A 19,010-nucleotide genomic window follows, 5' to 3' on the forward strand; every position below is an offset into this window, starting at 1 on the left:
AAATCTCAGTGGGTTGTGCACGGTATGTGGGTCGCGTGGGTGCTTTGGCCGTGGCGTTGGGAATTGGCGCAGCAGTGGCATCCTGCCCCGGGATCGCTCTCGCAGATCCGGAGGCATCAACCTCCTCATCGACCGACGGCGTCGGCTCGGGTTCCGGCCGCGGCGATGCGGTTCGGGACGCCCCACAAACGGAAACCGAGACCGAAGACACCTCGTCCAGCTCGGGTGAATCGCCAGATCCCGAATCGGTTGATCCAGACATCGTCGACGAGGACACCGTCGAGACGTCGGGCCCGGACGTCCCGCCTTCAGAAGGTAAGGCTGTCACGTCCAGAGACCGCGCAGGTTCCTCGGGCCGGGACGACAGTGAGGCCGAAGGAGAGGCCACCGGCGGTTCTGCTGCAACGGAATCGGCGCCAGCGGACGAGTTCGGCGGCCCGGCTCGCGCTGACAAGGCCGTCGGAGCGGATGAAGTATTGCCGAACACTACGTTGACGCCAAATGCCGCAACCCTTGAAGAAGGACTGCCCGTCAAAGCTGCAGCGGCCGTGCTTGCGGAACCACCCCCGCCGCCGGTCGAGCTGGTTGAACTGGCGAACGAAGGGTCGGGCTCAGCCGGACCGGTTCAGCGGTGGTTGACTGCCGCGCTGAAGCCCCTGATGGGTACCGACCCCGCGGCGCCGCCGGACTCGCCCTTGCTGCTGGCGTTTCTGGCCGCCGCTCGGCGGGCGGGTGACCCCACGCTCACGCAGCAGGCCGCCGCCACGACCTCGACATCGGCGGAGGTTCTGTGGCCAGACGACGCTGTCGTAGTGAGCTCTCGAATCGGAAAGTACCTCCAAGGGATCGTTCTCAGTCCGGATGGACGCCGGCTGTATGTCGCCGACATGGACAGCGGGTCGGTCCGTGTCGTAGACGCAGGTAGCGGACGGCCCCTTCGGTCCATCAGCGTGGGCGAGGGACCCTATGGTCTGGCCCTCACGCCCGATGGCAAACGACTTTTCGTGACGGTCAATGCCGAGAACATCGTCAAGATCATCGACACGGCCACCAACCGCGTCATCGGCGAACCCATCGCGATACCTGAGGATCCGCGCCAAATAGTGGTCAGCCCCGATGGCCGCCGTGTCTACGTCAGCCACAGCCAGAATTTCAACCGAGACAGTGCGATCACGGTGATCGACGTCGCAACCCTGAAAGCTGTGGGGGCGCCGATGGCGGTTGCCGGCGGGCAACAATTCATGGCAGTCAGCCGCGATGGAAAACGACTGTTCGTCCAAACGTACGACTTCGACGCCCAAGCCACTCACGTCGCCGTGCTCGACGCGGCCACAGGCGCGGTCATCGGACCGAAGATTCCGACGACTGCCGCAGTCTTGGCTGTTAGTCCGGACGAGCAGCGTTTCTACGCCGCGGGCGAGAACAACACAGTTCACATCATCGACGCTGCCAGCGGCACAACTATCGGCGACGTCATATCGGTGACAAGCATGTCATCCAGCATGGCCGTGAGTCCTGATGGAACGCGGCTGTACGTCTACGGATTCGGTTCGGATTGGGGCGTCGTCTCCGTTGTCGACACCTCTAATTCAACTGTGTTGAGCGCCATTGAGATTGGCGCCTGGCCCGGCGAGATCACCATCAGTGCCGATGGTCGGCGGATCTACACGAGTGGAACCAACGGCACCGTCACCGTGATCGACACCGCAAAATTGGAAGGCAAGAACTCTGCCCCGGTGGTGACTATTCGTCGGCAGGGCTCCCCCAGCTCGTCGGGACGGGTCACCGGCAGCGTGGTTGCCATCGACAGCGACAAGGACCGGCTCACCTACACCGGAATGACCACCGGCAAAGGCACGGCCACCGTCACGTCCGGCGGCTCCTTCACCTACACCCCGACCGCAGCCGCCCGCCACGCCGCCGCCGCCAACGACGCACCTGCGTCCGCTAAGACAGACACCTTCACGGTCACAGTCAGCGATGGCAAAGGCGGTATCGCCTCGGTACCGATCACGGTCACCATCCCACCGCTGAACAGCACACCGACATCGACGAGATCGACTGTCGCCAAACCCGATCCTGCCAGCGGCGTCGTAACCGGCCGCATCACCTCACGCGATCGCGACGGCGACACCCTCACATATACGGCTTCTCCCTTGACGAGCGGAGCAATCACCCTCAACGCCGACGGCACCTTCAACTACGCGCCGACCGAGGCGGCGCGTGAGAAAGCGCGGACCACCCGCGGCACCGATACAGAGCGATTCAAGATCACCGTCGACGACGGACACGGCGGCATCAAAACCGTCAGCGTTTCAGTCACCATCGCACCGCGAAACGATGCCCCGCAAACAGGCATACCAACCACCGCCGCACCCAACGCCACAACCGGCGCGGTCACAGGCACCGTCAACGCCGTTGACCCCGACGGCGACAGGATCATCTATACCGCGGGCACCACCACCACCGGGAAGGGCAGATTCACCGTCACCAGCCGCGGATCCTTCACCTACGCACCGACGCCGGCCGCACGGGCCGCAGCTGGTAACGGCGACCCCAGCACTGCCACCGACACCATCAACGTCACCGCGAAGGACAGCCTCGGCGCGGTGGCCACCATCCCCGTAACGATCGCCATCCTGCCCACCAATTCCGCACCCGGCAACGCGAAACCCATTCTAAATGAACCTAATACATCGACCGGCACCGTGACCGGCACGGTAACGGCGACCGACCCGGACGGTGACCCGCTGACCTACGGTGGTTCCACCGACACGGCCAAAGGCACGGTCACCGTCAACACCAACGGTAGTTTCACCTACACCCCCACCGGGTCCGCGCGCCACGCCGCCGCTGCGCTCAACGCGCCTGCATCGGCCAAGACCGACACCTTCGCAGTGACTATCACCGACGGTCGCGGGGGGGTCACCACAGTGCCTGTGTCGGTGTCGATCAGCCCTCGGAACACTGCACCGACCGCCACAGTCGATGCGGGACAACCGAACCCGACAACCGGTGTTGTTTTCGGCACTGTCATCGGTTCTGATCCCGACGGTGACACCCTCACCTACAGCGGCACGGCCTCAACCGAGAAAGGCGCCGTCACGGTCGGCGCCAACGGGTCATTCACCTACACGCCCACGGCGGCCGCTCGCGCCGCCGCCGCGACGTCCGGTGCACCTGCGTCGGCCAAGACCGACACTTTCACCGTCTCCATCGCCGACGGTTACGGCGGGGTTGCATACGTTCCAGTGGTTCTCGCAATCAGCCCCGCCAAAACCAACCGGCCTCCACAGGTCGGAAACCCCGCGTTCGGCTATTCCACCGATCAACGTACCGGCGTCGTCAGCGGCACCGTCCAGGTCATTGATCCTGATGGCGACGGACTGCATTACAGGCTCGCCAATCCGATCGATCCGGGACTTGGCGCCGTCACCATTGACGCCGCTACTGGCAACTGGACATACACGCCCACGCGTAGAGCCCGCGAGATCGCCTACAGTACAGCAGAATTCGATACAGCGACATTCTCAGTCATCGCCACTGACGGCGACGCTGACATTCATGTAGATGTTGAAGCGCCAATCGCTGAAGTGGGGCCCTCGCCGAACAACGGACCACCAGTGGTCGCCGAAACTGCCTTCACAGTAGATGCGGTCGACGACCGCACCGGGGCCATCTCAGGACATATGAATATCACGGACCCCGACGGGGACCCATTGAGCTTCAGTGTGCCGAACCTGCCGGCCGGAGGCGCGTTATCGGTAAATGCCGCGACCGGGCAATGGACATACATGCCGAGTGCACAGGAAATCGCCCGAGCTTGGACGGAGCGCAAGGCCTATTCTGTCCAGTTCTCTGTATCCGTCACCGACGGACTGCACAGCGCGTCGGTCCCTGTTGCCGCAGAGGCGCTGGCATCCATAGCCGCTGTTACCAACGGTCTGGAGATGCGAGGAAGCAGGCCCAACGGTGTTGCCGTGGCTGCAGATGGTCGCATATACGTAATCAATGATGGCGCGGCTAGCCTCTCCATCCTCGAGCCTGATGGCCGGGTTGTTCGGACGGTTCGTGTCGGACGGAGCCCCAGCGATGTTGCCATCGACGGGCGCGGTCGTGTCTGGATCACCGACGCGCAGGACGGCACGGTCAGCATCCTTGACGCCGACGCAGCGCAGCTTCGGACGATCGCAGTGGGCGCTGTACCGACCAGCATTTCTATGTCCGCTGACCGGGCCTATATCACCAATTTCGGTAGCGACAGTGTGTCCGTGATTGACCTCGATGACTACACAACTCAGACGCTGGCCGGTATAGGTTCTGGGCCGATCGATGCTGTGGTCGACTCCAATGGCGTCGTCTACGTCGCCAACTTTGGTGACTCGACCATCACCCTGGTCAATCAGAATGGTCAGATCTTGCGCACCGTCAGCAGCGGAGGACGCAACCCGAGCGGGATCGCGGTTGATGGCGGCACTATTTACGTGACCCACCCCCTCGATGACAACGTGACGGTCATCAGTGGTCAGCTCAGTCAACCGCTGCGGGCGGTTAGCCGGTCGCAGCAGGTGACCAGCAATAGTTCTGATCTGACTTACTTCAACATCAGAGTATTGGGGGCACCCACGAGGATTACACGGGACGGCGCTGGCCGCATTTATGTGACAACCTCTGCGGGAAAGACCATTTCAGTGATAAATCCAGCCACGTTGGCGGCCAGCACAATAGGAGTGGGTGCCAACGCGAACAGCGTCTACGCCGACGACCGGGGCAACATCTACGTAACGAATGGTGCGTTGAATACGGTGAGCGTCATCAACGCCGTGACTAACAGCGTCATCCACCACAATGTCGGTGTCCGGACTGGAACCGTCAACATCGATTCGGCTGGCAACCTTGTTCTTCTCAATGACTACGACGGGACACGGCTGCCTATTGCCAGCAGCCAACCGGACCCGGCGCGAGGATTGCCGAGCATCGCGCGCGTGTACGGCGACTACTCGAACTTTGTTGTCAGTGACGACAACTTGATGTTGTACGCCGTCCGCCGGACATCCCTGGGGATCGAGATAGCAGCGATCGACCCCGTGACCAACAGAGTCGTCAGTACGCTGAGTATTCCCAGTGCTGGGGTGTCCGCTGCTGGCAACGGGATGGCAATAGCGGCCTACGGAACACGCTTATTCGTCACCAGCCATGTGCAGGAAACTGGTAGATACAGGGCACTGGTACACGTCGTGGACACCAGTGGTCCCGCCCTCGAACTGGATCGGTCTCCGATCGAACTCAATCAGGGCAGCGACTTCGCCTACATTCAGGATCTAGCTGTAAATGCCGATGGCACAGAGCTTTATGTCATCGGCGAGCGTGTCTACCTTCCGACGGACGCAGACGTCCCGAACCCCAGGCAACTGCACCCAGTTGGAACAATATGGATAGTTGATGTCGCAGACCAAGTGGACATCACCCGCGTGTCGATCCCCGAGTCCATGCGCCAGGAGGGGATTGTGCAAGGCCTAGCTTTGGCGAACGACGGTGAGCATTTCTATGTTGGCATCACTCCGGGCGTCACCGGCGCCGGCAACTATCATCTCGGCGTCGTCGACACCAAGACAAGGCAGCTCAGCACTCTCTTTATTACCCGTCTGACGGATTCCGATTTGTTCTCGCAGCGACTCGCAATCAGTCCGGACGGCACTCGCGTATTCACGGAGACCGGCCACATCGTCTCCATAGCGGCGTCCCAGCCCTACGTCGTAGCGGATACAAGACTAGAGATTGACCGGTCAAGCACTTCTCCACAAATAACAGGTATGGCCGTCAGCCGGGACGGCACCAAGGTGTACGTCACACGTTGGAACGGCGGTCTTGAGGTCTTCGACGCCACCGCCGGCTCACAGATCGGAGAGACGATCGCCCTCGGTGGGCGCGCTTTGAAGTTGCGGACCAGCGACGAGGGGGGAACCCTCTATCTGTTGAGCGGCGTCGACTACGTCGCCGGCATAGCGGACGCCAACTCGGTGGAAGACCTCTGGAAAAACGTACGAAATCTTCCTAATGACGGCAATGGCGGTGTTTTTGTTCAAACAGTCCGAAATGACCTAGGTCAGAACCGACTGATTGTGTACATCGGGGGGACCGTACCTGCCTACCTACTCACTGGCAACCAAGCTATCGGCGAGAACGTCCCGACCGAACTCGGTAACGTCAAGGGTGATCAGGTGGCTGCAATTAAGAATGTGCTTCAGCAGTGCCGCGAAAACGCCACGTGCGGAACCGTTTCCGAGGTGATGATCGTGGGCTACAGCCAAGGTGGTATTGACGCTCAGAATCTCGCGAACCAGTGGGCACGACTGGGCTTCGATGCCCCCCTCGGGACGATCCTGACGTTCGGCAGCCCAGTCACCTCAAATGTGAATTTGGACGTCCTGCACATCCAGGATGCGCAGGACGAGGTCGTAATACCGGAACTAGTGGCTCGCTACATCATTGATGCCGCCATCCCATTCCCCGACTGGCTAATGCAATCGCTGACCAAGGCCCGACGGCTCGCCAGCGATCGGGGTCAGATACTAATCGGCAACGCTGCTACTGAGAACTACTTCCTAGATCCGTTCCGCGTCCACGGCACGTACGCGACCTACCAAGACCTCGCGAAGATGTATGACGAGGGCCACTACGGCAACTTTGCTGCTGACGCGGCAATCGACCGATTTCTTAGCAGCGACGTCATCGTGCCGGGAAACCCGACCCCAACCCCGCTGTGAAATGGCGTTTCTTTACGCGCGTTTCGCCCGCACACCCTGCGAACGGACTTCGTATTTCGTCGCACGAGATTCAACGTTCCGGAATTGTGTTGCTGTGTGGTCGGGTCCCGGTGGTGCCATTGCGCGCTCGCAGGAAAGGCGGCAGGTCCTCGTCTGAGACTCGAAAGTATTCTGGTGGCGAACCCTCAGTCGGTGAAAGGGGGGATTCCTGCCGCGTCTTGAGGGAGAAGGCTGGTCTTCGGTGGGATCAGCTTGCTTATGTGATGCCGTGCGATCTGGTCGAGTAGATCTAGCAATTTCCTTGCCAACCGTCGCCGTGCCCGCGATATTGTTATAGTGCCTAGCAACTAGGGGGTTGGGCCAATGGGAACGAAATTTCGAGCTAGGCTGCAGTTGCTGCTGTGTATCGTCTTCTTGGCCGGCGCAGCCGGTTGCAGTGGCGGAGATGGCGGATTATCAAGTGAGGCAGGCCAAACCGTCGAGTTCGGCGGCGAAACTTACCAGGTTGGTGACCGGATTACATATAATGGCGATGTAGGTGAGTACTGCGGTTCCGTAGCCAGCGATGGCACGCCCGATTACCCCAGCTATTCTCACTTCGCGGTCATGATGGAATCTCCGAAGTACTCCGAAGCCGAACAGGACTGCGCCAAGGTGTTGGCATGGTTTGAGACTTTTGTGCGGTCGGATCAAGCCGCACGAATTCAAATTTTCAACGATGTGTCCGTAGATACCAAGACGGCCCCGGAGGGGGAATCATCGGGTTATTCCTTTTTCTGGGTATCAAGCCGCACCTCGAGTCCATACAGTGGCGTCAAGGGCTTCGCGCTGGGTTATTGATGCGAATAAACAATCCGCAGCCAGAGCAGGAAGGCCTTCGCAGCCGGGACGCAGTGCGCTGTACAGCCGAGTCGCGGTAATCGTTCCGGACGAGGGCGGCCAGGGCCATCGGGCCGCAGTCTTGTCTCCCCCGTTGAAATAACCGAAAATTCGGCCGGACCTACTCGATCGGTTTCGTCGCATGGCACCTATTTTCTGTAGGTCCCGCCTCGGGGGCGCGAACGCACCGTGCTGCTCCGCCTCGCCGACGCGTGGGCCCGCCGCACGCGCCATGCGAGCTAGACCGTCAGGACGACCCCGACGACCCACGCCAGCGTCGCCAGCAGGGCGCCGGACAGTTCGACGCCCACCGAGAGCGCGACGCCTTTGAGCGCGTGCCACGTCGACGCCCAGGCCCGGCGCGCATCGCCGCGAATGCTCAGCTCGGCGGCGAACACCCCGAGCACGAAGCCGATCAGCAGGCCGACGACCGGGATGACGAAAAAGCCCACCACACCGGCGATGCCGCCGACCACGAGTACCGAGGTGCGGACATCGGCCGCCCGCATGCGTTTGACGGGCCAGGTGTATTTGATGATCGCCGACGCGATGAACAGGGCTGCGGCGATGCCGAACACCACCCAGGATGTCGCGGTGTTCACCATGAACGCCCATACGCCGATCGCGCCGATCACCAGGATGCCGCCGGGCAGGATCGGCACCACGATGCCGACCAGTCCGACGGCGATGACCAGCGCGACGAGAACGATGCCGAGGGCACTCACGTCAGCGACACTACGGGCTCACCGCTTCGCGGTCAGCGGGCAGGCGAGTTGACCTTGTCGGCCTCGATCGTGACGATGACCCGCGTCTCGTCCGGATTGCCGCTGAAGTTCGGGTACGGGATCCCGAGGTACTTGTGGGAGATCTCGTCGATGCTCTCCTTGCCGCCCTCGGTGGTCATCGAGACCGCGCGGCCGCGCACTTCGTAGAACCGGCTGATTTCCGCCGGGTCGACGATGTTGACGGCCACCCGCGGATCCCGGCGCAGGTTCCGGTCCTTCTGCGTGCCGCCGACGATGTTCAGTACGACGTTGTGCCCGTCGGTGGTCACCCACGTCTCGGTGAGCTGTGGCGAACCGTCGGGCATCACCGTGGCCACGAAGCACGGGCTGGGTTTGTTCAGTAGGTCGATCAGGGCGGGAGGGAGCGGCACCGGCATTCGGCGCACATACCCGTTCCGGCACCGGGCGAATCAGGCGTCGAGCTGGTCGGCCAGATCGAGGAAATCGTCTGCGCTGACATCGAATTCAGCGGGGTCGGGCCTGCGCAGAGTCCGGTCCGGGCCGTGTTCTGCCGGCCGGAAGACGAACGCCGTCTGCAGACCGGCGTCCCGGGCGGCGCGCAGATCGCCGGGGTGCGCGGCGACGAGCATCAGCTCGTCGGGCGCGATGTCGAGGATCTGGGCGCATCCGAGGTAGGCCTCGCGGTCGGGTTTGTAGTGCCGGAAGATCTCCGCCGACAGCACGCAGTCCCACGGGAGTCCGGCACGCTTGGCCATGTTGGTCAGCAGGGAGACGTTCCCGTTCGACAGCGTGGTGATGGTGAATCGGCGCTTGAGCCGTGTCAGCCCGGCGACGCTGTCCGGCCACGGGTCCAATCGGTGCCAGGCACGGTTGAGATCGTCGATCTCGGCGTCGGGCGCGTCGATGCCCGCCGCCGTCAGCAACTCGACCAACCGCGCCCGGTGCAGGTCGTCGAGCCGCGTCCAGGGCAGCTCTCCCCGGCGCACCCGGTCCATCGCCGGGACGTAGCCCGCGCGCCAGTCGTCGGCCATCTGCGCCCAGTCCGCATTGACGCCCCTGCGGGCGCCGAAGTCCACCAGCTCGCCGATGACGCTCGAGCGCCAATCCACGACGGTGCCGAAGACGTCGAAGGCGAGCGCCCGGATCATGGTGTCAGGGCTCCAGAACCAGCTTGCCGTGAATGTCCCCGTCGGCGAGCGCCTGCAGCGCCGCCGCCCCGTCGGACAGCGGAAAACGCACAGGCGCAGGGGGTCTCAGACCGCCGTCGACCAACCGCGCCAGTGCGGCACCGACCTCGGCCTGGGCGCCCGGAGTGCGGTTGACGAACTCGCCCCATCCGACGCCGACCACGCTGACATTGCGCAGCAGCAGCCGATTCACCTTGACCGTCGGGATGCCGCCCGCGGCGAAGCCGATCACGAGCAGCCGGCCCTCGGTGGCCAGAGCGCGGACGGCATCGTCGAAGGCCGACCCGCCGATGGGGTCGACGACGAGGTCCACACCGCGGCCACCTGTCTCCTTCTTGACCGCGTCGAGCCAGCCCTCGGTCAGCGGGAGCACGACGTCCGCGCCCAGGGATTCGACGAACTCAACCGCGGACGTCCGGTGCACCATCGCAATCACCCTGGCGCCCAATGCCTTCGCGATCTGCACCGACGCCGTACCGACCCCACCGCCCGACCCGAGCACGAGCACCGTCTCGCCGGGCTGCAGCGCGCCACGACGCTGCAGCGCGAAATACATCGTGTAGTAGTTGCCCAGCAGGCACACCGCGGAGCCGTCGTCGAGCACCTCGCTCGTCGGAATGACGGCATCCACCGGAACGGCGACCTGTTCGGCCCACCCACCCAGCAGACTGAACGCCGAAACCCGCTGCCCCGCAGCGAGACCCGATCCGGCCGGCGCCGACCGCACCGTGCCCGCCACCTCGACACCCGGAACGAACGGTGGCGGCATCTTCATCTGATACTCGCCGCGCAGCATCAGCAGGTCGGGGAAGCAGACGCCGGCCGCACCCACGTCGACGACCACGGCGGCATCAGAGCAGGAGGGGTCGTCGACGTCGGTGTAGGCCAGCCCGGAAGGTCCGGTGAGTTCCTGCGCAACAAGCGCTTTCATACAGCTGATCAGCCGAGGCTGAACGTGGCGCGCTCGGCCGCCGAGAGGTCGGCGATCTCGTTCCACTTGCCCGCGACGTCGTCGACCGACGGCACCTCGGTGAACGTGACGCCGCTGTTCTGGAACAACGCGACGCGCTGGACCTTGCCGCCACCGACGATGAACACCGAGGCGGTCTCGGGGACCTCTTCGGTGCACAGGTAGGCCACGATCGGCGCGACGTACTCGGGCGTCAGCTTCTCGAACACCTCGGGCGGCAGGATGTCCTGCGTCATGCGCGTGGCCGCGATCGGTGCGACGGCGTTGGCCTTGATGTTGTACTTGGCGCCCTCCTGCGAGAGCGTGTTGATCAGTCCGACGAGGCCGAGCTTGGCGGCGCCGTAGTTGGCCTGACCGAAGTTCCCGAACAGGCCGGACGTGGAGGTCGCGACGACGACACGGCCGAAACCGTTCTCGCGGAAGTGCGGCCACGCGGCGCGGATGACGTTGTAGCCGCCGTAGAGGTGCACCTTGAGCACGGCGTCCCAGTTGGCGAACTCCATCTTGTGGAAGGTGCCGTCGCGCAGGATGCCCGCGTTGCTCACGACACCGTCGACCTTGCCGAACTCGTCGACGGCGGTCTTGATGATGTTGGCGGCACCCTCGGGCTCGGCCACGGAGTCGTAGTTGGCGACCGCGCGGCCGCCGGCGTCCTTGATCTCCTTGACCACGTCGTCGGCCATGTTGTGTCCGGCGCCGGTTCCGTCGCGCGCGCCGCCGAGGTCGTTGACGACGACGCTGGCACCCTCGCGTGCGAGGGTCAGCGCATATTCACGCCCGAGCCCCCCTCCGGCACCCGTGACGACGATGACACGATCCTGCACTCCTGGCACTGATGTTCCTCTCTTCGGGGACCGGACGCGTGCAAGGCTAGAACAGCTTGCGCGCCAGCTTGAACGCCTTCTCTGTATACGGCGGGTAGATGATGGCCGTGAGGTCGGGTCGGGTCGGCTTGGTCAGCACCGACTTCTTGTGGCTGAACGTCTCGAAGCCGAACTTGCCGTGGTAGGCGCCCAGACCGGACGGTCCGACACCGCCGAACGGCAGTTTGTGGGTGGCGAAATGGAAGATCAGGTGGTTGACGACCATGCCGCCGGCGGGCACGTCCCGGATCACCCGCTCGCGCACCGCCTTGGCCTTGGTGAACAGGTAGGCGGCCAGCGGCTTGGGCCGCGCGTTGACGAAAGAGATTGCCTCGTCCAGGTTTTGGACCGTCAGCACGGGCAGGATGGGCCCGAAGATCTCATCGGTCATCAACGGCTCGGCGGGGTCGGGATCGACCACCACGGTGGGCTGGATCTTCAGATTGACGGCGTCGGATTGCCCGCCGACGGCGACGGTGCCCTTGGTCGCCGCCAGGGCGTTGGCGAGCCGGTTGAAGTGACGCTCGTTCACGATGCGCTTACCGGTGTTGCCCGCTTCGAACGTGTCGATCGTCTTGCGCAGCTTGTCGACGAGTTCGTCCCGGATCGACGCGTCGGCCAGCACGTAGTCGGGAGCGATGCAGATCTGGCCGGAGTTGATCAGCTTGGTCCACGCGATGCGCTTGGCGGCGACGTCGATGTCGGCGTCGGCGGACACGATCACCGGGCTCTTGCCGCCCAGTTCCAACGTGACGGGGGTCAGGTGCGGGGCGGCACCCTCGTAGACGCGCCTGCCGACCTCGGTGCCGCCGGTGAACAACAGGTGGTCGAAGCCCTGCGCGATGAGCTCCTGGCTGACCGACCCGTCACCCTCGATGACGGCGATCGCGTCGTTGTCGAGGTAGCGGGGAACCAGTTCGGCCATCAATGCGGACGACGCGGGAGCCACCTCGGAAGGCTTGAGCACCACGGTGTTTCCGGCGGCGATCGCGCCGACGGCCGGGCCCAGGGTGAGCGCGAACGGGAAGTTCCACGCCCCGATGATCAGCACGGTGCCGAACGGCTCGTACTCGACCCAGCCCCGGCCGGGCAGCTGGGACATCTCCAGCAGGCGGTAGCGCCGCTTGGCCCACTTACCAACGTTCTTGGCGGCGTAGGCCGCCTCGCCGGCGGTGCTGGCGACGTCTGCCAGCCACGCCTCGAAGGGTGAGCGGCCGAGGTCCTTCTCCAGTGCGTCGGCGATCGCAGTCTCGTTCTCGCTCATCAGACGGCCCAGCGCGAGCAGCTGTTCCTTGCGCCACTGGATGCTGCGGGTGCGCCCGGTGGCGAACGTCTGCCGCAGACGGCTGACGATGGCGGGGATGTCGGCGTCGGCGGCCGCGTGGACAGGTGCGACGGATTCGGTGGTCATGATGGGGTCCTTCCCGACCTCGGAGTACCCGAATCCTAACCAACCATCTGGTTGGTGAACAGGTGTCAAGCTCCGCCTAGAGCTTGACCCCGGTCGTGAAGGTGGAGAAGGACTCGTCGTCGCTGTCCACGACCTCGACGTAGCGGCCCAGGCGGCGCATCTCGTCCTGCGACTCGACAGCCTCGGCGCGCCACCCGTGGGCATCGAGCCAGTCGGCCACCTCGGCGCGCTCGGGATCGTCGTAGGTGAGCTCGGTGATGTCCATCGGCTCGATGTCCATTTGCGCGGTGATGGACGCGAACCGTTCCCGCATCCGCTCCCGCCGGTCGGGGGCATGGATCCCCATCGATTCCGCGGCGAGCCTGCTCCCGGGGGCGCTGAGCTCGGTGACCTGGGCGAAGAGGCGGTCCTGGGCGTCCGCGGGCAGGTACATCAGCAGGCCCTCCGCCAGCCAGGCCGTCGGGCGGCCGGGGTCGAAGCCGGCCGCGCGCAGTGCCGCGGGCCAGTCCTGGCGCAGATCGATCGGCACCTCGCGCCGATCGGCGGACGGTGTCGCGCCGTGCTCGGCGAGAGCGGCCGCCTTGTATTCGAGCACCAGCGGTTGGTCGATCTCGAACACCGTGGTGCCGGCCGGCCACGGCAGCCGGAACGCCCGGGAGTCGAGACCCGAGGCCAGGATGACGACCTGCCGGACGCCGGCATCGGCCGCGGCGGCGAAGTAGGCGTCGAAGAAGTGGGTGCGCACGGCCTGGTAATTGCCCATGTGCTCGAACAGGGCGCCCATCTCGGGGTCGTTCTCCACGACCCGCTCCACGAACGCGTCGTCGGCCATGAACTGCCAGGCGCCTGCACCGGCTCCGGCGACAAGCACCTTCGCGTACGGATCGTCGATGATCCGGTCCGTGCGTTCGGTCTCTGCCGCGCGGGCGGCGGCGACCATGACGGCGGTGGCGCCGACGCTGGAGGCGATGTCCCAGGTGTCGTTGTCGGTGCGAAGTGAACTCATTGCCAGCTCCCGAAGTCGAGACGTATTACTTCGCAAGCCTATCTAATCAGTGGGCCCGTTCGGTGTTGCTGTGGGCCACGCCACAGCCTTCGAGGCCGAACTCACAGGAAACGGTCAGAAACAGACCGGCTATTACTCGCTGAGGTTCCAGAGTTTGTTGGCGAGCAGCAGTTCGAGTTTGTGGACGACGGCCCCGAGCTCGGTGCGGTCGGCGACGAAACCGGCGTAGAAACCCATCCCCCAGACAACGGCCACCAGCATTTCCACCAGGTGTTCGACGTCGGTGTCGGTGCTCAATTCACCACGCGCGATCGCGTCGTTCACCGCCCAGGAGACGAACGCCCGCGAGTTCTTCAACGAATCGTGCTCGTCGTTGCTGAGCTCGGGATGCCGCTGGGATTCCAGGACCGAGGTCACCAGGAACGCAGCAGCCGACCGATCCTCACTGTCCGCCTGCGTCGCCACCGACAGAAACGCTGCCAGGCGTTCGATCAACGTCGTCTGTTCCTGCGCCCGCGCGATGCCTGCGCTAACAATCGAGGAGTTGGTCTGTTCGACCACCTCACTCCAGAGCACACGTTTGCTGGCGAAGTAGTGATTGATGGCGGGGCGGGTCAAATCAGCGCGAATCGCTATTGCCTGAAATGTCGCCGCGTCGTACCCGAGTTCGCTGAACACCTCGCGAGCGGCATGCAGAATACGCTCCCGCGTTTCAGCTGCCTTCGCTGCGGGAGGACGTCCTGGACCTCTACTAGCCGTATACGGCACGGTCAAATTGTGCCACACGTCACCTACCCCCCGTTCACACCACCTCGCGCCGTTACCGGGCAGTGATCCGTCAGCAAACACATCGGTGTTTACTCACCGGCGATTCGGCGGCCCGCCCGGCGATAGCCCATCCGCGGGTGACCCTCGGCGAACTAGGGTTCTCCGGTATGGGGGCCGCGGCATCGAGGGAGGCCTTCTTCGACGTGGGTCTCGACGTCCTCTCCGACCTCGGGTACGGGGGTCTGAAGCTCGCCGAGGTGTGCCACCGTGTCGGCGTCACCACCGGCTCCTTCTATCACTACTTCCAGAACTGGTCGTCCTACAGCCAGCAGCTCGTCACGTACTGGCAGGAGGGCATGACGGTGCGGACCATCGAGGCGGCGAGGGCCGAGCCGGACCCGCGACGGCGTATCGACGGACTCATCAGGGCGGGTCTGACGCTGCCGCACGGCGCCGAGTCCGCGATTCGCGTGTGGAGTTCGATCGACCCGGCGGTGCGCGAGGTGCAGGCCGCGGTCGACCGGCAGAGGTTCGACATCCTCTTCGACTCGGCGTTGTCCATCCTGAATGACGACCGGCAGGCCGAGCTGTTCGCGGCCTGGGCGGTCTACCTGCTTGTCGGCTACGAGCAGGCGCTGCTGCCCCCGGACACCGCCGGGCTGCGGTGGATCGTCGGGCAGCTGCTCGCAGCGCTCGACTCGGGCCAGTTCCGAACGGTGTCCGACGATGACTGACCGCACGCAGCGCACCGCCGCCGCCGAACCGGTCGAGCACGTCGTGGCCATGCTGCGCGAGCGCCTCTACGGGGCCATCTCCTGCCTGGCGACGCTGGTCGTCCTGACCCGGTACACCGAGGAGGACACCGACGCGTGGCAGCGGATGCTCGACGTCGCGGTCACCATGGGCGGGCTGTGGGCGGCCAGCCTGCTCGCCGACTGGGTCGCGCATCTGAGCATCCACGAACGCGCCCCGCGCGGACCCGAGGCGCGGCGGATCGTGCAGGCGTCCGGTCAGATCCTGCAGGCGGGGCTGCTGCCGTTGGCGGCGCTGGCCGCGGCGGGGCTCGGGCTGCTCGACACGGACACCGCGATGTGGGTGGCCAAATGGATCCTCGTCGCCGAACTCGGGCTGATTGCTCTTCTGGCCGTACGCCGGACCCGCCTCCCGGTCTGGCAGCAAATTGTGACAGTTGTCTTACTCGCCGGCGTCGGTCTGCTGGTCATCGGTATCAAGGTCCTCGCGCACTGATGGGGCCCCTCCTGCACGGGGTCAGACAACGCATCATCACGCGCGTCGCACAGCGAGATCCCGACAACGACGCGCTGCGGCGTGCGCTGCGGGCCGCCCTGGTGGTGCCGATGGCCGGTGGCGTCGGCTTCGCGATCGGCGGGGACAGTCCGCAGACACCCTTGTTCACGATCTTCGGATCGGTGGCGCTGCTGGTCTTCTCCGATTTCCCGGGGAACCGGCAGAACCGCGCCGTCGCGTACACGGGGCTCGGGATCAACGGCTTCGTGATGATCACGCTCGGAACGCTCGTGGCGCCGCATCCGTGGCCCGCGGTCGCAGCGATGTTCGTTCTCGGTGTGGCCGTGACGTTCTCCGGCGTCCTGAGCGAGACGATCGTCGCCGGACAGCGGGCGACGCTGCTGACCTTCGTGCTGCCCGCCTGCACGCCGCCCGGCCCGCTGTCGGACCGTCTGCTGGGTTGGGCGATCGCGTTGGCTGTCTGCGTCCCTGCCGCGCTGTTCGTGCTGCCGCCCCGCCACCACGGGCAGTTGCGGCGCCGGGCGGCCCGCGCGTGCAGCAGGCTCGCCGACCGCCTGGACGGCAAGGCCACTGCCGAGGACGTCCGTCGCGCGATGGACGCACTGCGAAAGACGTTCCTGGGCGCCGACTTCCGGCCGGTCGGGCTGACCGCGGGCAGCCGCGCCCTGGTTCGGGTCGTCGACGACCTCGAGTGGGTGGCCGACCGTATCGGCCAGGACACCGGCGTGACGCTGCGTGACCGCGACGCCGTGGTCCGGGTGTTGCGGTGCGCGGCCGCAGTGTTGCGCATCTCGCGCCCCGCCGACAGGGAGCTGGCCCGGGCCGATCTCGAGGCGGCCCTGATGGTTCTACGCACGATCGCGCGCGGCCGTTGGCGGGAGGACCTCGACGACATTCTCAGCGCGCCCGACGACGAGCGTGCGGTCATGCTCGGGCGGGATCTGCTGCGCCGACGGACGATTGCCGCGACCATCGGCGTGACGGGCCGGGTCATCGCCGCCGCAGCGGCCGCCGACGCCCGCCCGGTGTGGGCGCGCGCGCTGGGGTTGCGTCTGCCCCCGACAGGCGCCTCGGATCGGCTGCTCCCCGAAACGGTTGCCGCCGCGCAGATCACGACGGGCTTCGTGGAGAACCGGGCCGTGGCGGTACGCAACAGCCTGCGCACCGGGCTCGGTCTGGCGCTCGCGGTCGCCGTGACGCACGTCTTTCCCGTCGAGCACGGTTTCTGGGTGGTGCTCGGCGCGCTGTCGGTGTTGCGCAGCAGTGCGCTCACGACCGGGACGCGGGTGTGGCGCGCCGTGATCGGCACCGGCATCGGGTTCCTGATCGGCGCCGTCCTCATCAGTCTGGTCGGCGTCGACCCGGCCGTGTTGTGGATCCTGATGCCGCTGGCGGTGTTCGGCTCCGCGTATGTCCCTGAGATCGCGTCGTTCACCGCCGCGCAGGCCGCGTTCACGATGATGGTGCTCATCTTCTTCAACCTGATCGTCCCCACCGGGTGGGAGGTCGGGCTGATCCGCGTCGAGGACGTCGTGGTGGGCGCGCTGGTCGGCGTCGCGGTCTCGCTGCTGTTGTGGCCGCGTGGTGCGACCGCGTCGGTGACCCGCGCCATCGACTCGGCGCGCGGGATCTTCGCGCGGTACCTGCGGGCGGCGGTGCTGCGTATCACGCGCGGTGCGTACGAGGAGCGCAACGACGAGGTCGCCGCGCTCGGCCACCACGCGCTGGTTGCCTCGCGGGTGATCGACGATGCTGTGCGGCAATATCTCTCGGAGAGCAGCGGCGAGACCGACTTCCGCGCGCCGATCGTGCGGTCGTTCAACCGCGCGATCCGCCTGCGCATCGCGGCCGACCTCGTCGCCGACATCCCCACCCCGCCGCCACTGGGCGCCTACCCTGCCGTGCGCGCCGTTGTGGAGTCACACGTCGACGCCATCTACCGACGGGTCTCGGGACTGCCCGACCTCGGACACGAATGGGTGCCGATCAGCGACGACTTCGTGCGCGCGCTGCGTTCCGAGGCACGCAGCGACGACCTCGGCCTGTCGGCGGCGTTGCCGATGCTCACGGTTGCGGCGGCGATCGGCGAGCTGGAGCTCATCTACCCGCTGCGCTCCGCAACGCCGTGATCAGTTCAGGGGCCGGTGTGGCATCAGCGCGTCGGGCGGAACGGTGCCGAACTTCCCGGCCTGGAAATCCTCGACGGCCTGGATGAGCTCGGACTTCGAATTCATCACGAACGGTCCGTACTGGAAGACGGGCTCGCGGATCGGTTTGCCGCCCAGCAGGAGCACCTCCATCGCCGGCCGGTGCGACTCCTGCGTACCGGCCGCGGCGACCGTGATGCGGTCACCGGCGCCGAGAACGGCCAGCTGGCCCTGCTGGATCGGGTTGCCTGCCGCACCGACGGTCCCGCGACCGGACAGCACGTAGACGAGGGCGTTGAAGTCCCGGTTCCACGGAACGTTGAGCCGGGCACCGGGTTCGATGGTCGCGTGGGCCAGGGTGATCGGCGTGTACGTGGCGCCCGGGCCACCCCGGCCGTCGATCTCGCCGGCGATGACGCGCACGAGCGCACCGCCGTCATCGGACGCCAGCAGTGTCACCTGGCCGCCCTCGATGGCCTGGTACCGGGGGTCGGCGAACTTGTCCTTCTTGGGCAAATTCACCCACAGCTGGATGCCGTGGAACAGGCCTCCGCTGTCGACCAGCTCGGCCGGCGGCGTCTCGATGTGCAGGATCCCGGACCCGGCGGTCATCCACTGCGTGGCGCCGTCGGCGATGAGGCCACCGCCCCCGTAGGAGTCCTGATGGGCGAATCGTCCGTCGATCATGTAGGTGACGGTCTCGAAGCCGCGGTGGGGATGCCAGTCGGTGCCGCGGGGTTCGCCGGGCTGGTACTCGACCTCGCCCATCTGATCCATGTGCACGAAGGGGTCGAGGTCGCGGGCGTTCACCCCGGCGAAGGCGCGAACCACGGGGAAACCCTCGCCTTCGTAGCCCCGCGGGCCGGTCGTCACGGACCGGACAGGGCGTTCGGCATCGGTGGGGGCGGGGCCGGAGACCCGGGGAAGTGTGAGCGTGTCAGCGGTGATGGCAGGCATATCCGCACTAACCGGACCATGGTCCGATTTGTTCCCGCTG

At 65.4% G+C, this 19,010-nt stretch carries 14 protein-coding genes; 5 read left to right on the forward strand and 9 right to left on the reverse strand.

Translation table 11 applies throughout. The features are described from left to right. The first annotated feature begins 35 nt into the window (after positions 1 to 35). Entirely contained in the window at positions 36 to 6,767 is a 6,732-nt protein-coding gene (locus tag FHR72_RS01875) for a cadherin-like domain-containing protein (RefSeq protein WP_183466198.1), read from the forward strand. Positions 6,768 to 7,130: 363 nt separating this feature from the next. Further along, positions 7,131 to 7,607 (forward strand): hypothetical protein, encoded by a 477-nt coding sequence (locus tag FHR72_RS01880; RefSeq protein WP_183466199.1) that lies wholly within the window; start codon positions 7,131 to 7,133, stop codon positions 7,605 to 7,607. A 278-nt stretch (positions 7,608 to 7,885) separates the two neighbouring features. Here FHR72_RS01880 and FHR72_RS01885 read toward each other — a convergent pair whose 3' ends face one another. The 8 genes from FHR72_RS01885 to FHR72_RS01920 form a co-directional block, all read right to left on the reverse strand. Beyond that, positions 7,886 to 8,371, reverse strand: coding sequence for a DUF456 domain-containing protein (locus tag FHR72_RS01885; RefSeq protein ID WP_183466200.1), 486 nt, complete (start codon positions 8,369 to 8,371; stop codon positions 7,886 to 7,888). 32 nt (positions 8,372 to 8,403) lie between these two features. Beyond that, the gene (locus FHR72_RS01890; RefSeq protein WP_183466201.1) at positions 8,404 to 8,808 is read right to left on the reverse strand and encodes a PPOX class F420-dependent oxidoreductase; all 405 of its coding nucleotides are present in this window, start codon (positions 8,806 to 8,808) and stop codon (positions 8,404 to 8,406) included. A gap of 33 nt (positions 8,809 to 8,841) precedes the next feature. Further along, positions 8,842 to 9,540: a haloacid dehalogenase type II gene (locus FHR72_RS01895; RefSeq protein ID WP_183466202.1), complete on the reverse strand. Its 699-nt coding sequence runs from the start codon at positions 9,538 to 9,540 to the stop codon at positions 8,842 to 8,844. A gap of 4 nt (positions 9,541 to 9,544) precedes the next feature. Then, positions 9,545 to 10,510 (reverse strand): NADPH:quinone oxidoreductase family protein, encoded by a 966-nt coding sequence (locus FHR72_RS01900; RefSeq protein ID WP_183466203.1) that lies wholly within the window; start codon positions 10,508 to 10,510, stop codon positions 9,545 to 9,547. 8 nt (positions 10,511 to 10,518) lie between these two features. Next, complete coding sequence (locus tag FHR72_RS01905; RefSeq protein WP_183466204.1) at positions 10,519 to 11,382, reverse strand: SDR family oxidoreductase; 864 nt, start codon at positions 11,380 to 11,382, stop codon at positions 10,519 to 10,521. 37 nt (positions 11,383 to 11,419) lie between these two features. Continuing rightward, positions 11,420 to 12,823: an aldehyde dehydrogenase family protein gene (locus FHR72_RS01910; protein ID WP_183466205.1), complete on the reverse strand. Its 1,404-nt coding sequence runs from the start codon at positions 12,821 to 12,823 to the stop codon at positions 11,420 to 11,422. A gap of 76 nt (positions 12,824 to 12,899) precedes the next feature. Continuing rightward, positions 12,900 to 13,829, reverse strand: coding sequence for an SAM-dependent methyltransferase (locus FHR72_RS01915; protein WP_183466206.1), 930 nt, complete (start codon positions 13,827 to 13,829; stop codon positions 12,900 to 12,902). A 132-nt stretch (positions 13,830 to 13,961) separates the two neighbouring features. Next, positions 13,962 to 14,597 (reverse strand): TetR/AcrR family transcriptional regulator, encoded by a 636-nt coding sequence (locus FHR72_RS01920; RefSeq protein WP_183466573.1) that lies wholly within the window; start codon positions 14,595 to 14,597, stop codon positions 13,962 to 13,964. 167 nt (positions 14,598 to 14,764) lie between these two features. Between FHR72_RS01920 and FHR72_RS01925 the strand changes: the two genes are divergently transcribed. The 3 genes from FHR72_RS01925 to FHR72_RS01935 are packed head-to-tail and all read left to right on the forward strand — an operon-like array spanning position 14,765 to position 17,995. Further along, positions 14,765 to 15,331: a TetR/AcrR family transcriptional regulator gene (locus FHR72_RS01925; RefSeq protein ID WP_183466207.1), complete on the forward strand. Its 567-nt coding sequence runs from the start codon at positions 14,765 to 14,767 to the stop codon at positions 15,329 to 15,331. Then, positions 15,324 to 15,845, forward strand: a complete 522-nt coding sequence (locus tag FHR72_RS01930; RefSeq protein WP_183466208.1) for a hypothetical protein — start codon at positions 15,324 to 15,326, stop codon at positions 15,843 to 15,845. Before FHR72_RS01925 ends, FHR72_RS01930 begins: the two co-directional genes overlap by 8 nt. Then, positions 15,845 to 17,995, forward strand: coding sequence for an FUSC family protein (locus FHR72_RS01935; protein WP_183466209.1), 2,151 nt, complete (start codon positions 15,845 to 15,847; stop codon positions 17,993 to 17,995). Before FHR72_RS01930 ends, FHR72_RS01935 begins: the two co-directional genes overlap by 1 nt. Here the strand turns inward: FHR72_RS01935 and FHR72_RS01940 are convergent, their stop codons facing one another. After that, positions 17,996 to 18,970 (reverse strand): pirin family protein, encoded by a 975-nt coding sequence (locus tag FHR72_RS01940; RefSeq protein ID WP_183466210.1) that lies wholly within the window; start codon positions 18,968 to 18,970, stop codon positions 17,996 to 17,998. It abuts the gene before it with no gap. Positions 18,971 to 19,010 lie beyond the last annotated feature (40 nt).

Origin of the sequence: Mycolicibacterium iranicum, assembly GCF_014190915.1 — a bacterium.
Classification (GTDB): Bacteria; Actinomycetota; Actinomycetes; order Mycobacteriales; family Mycobacteriaceae; genus Mycobacterium; species Mycobacterium iranicum_B.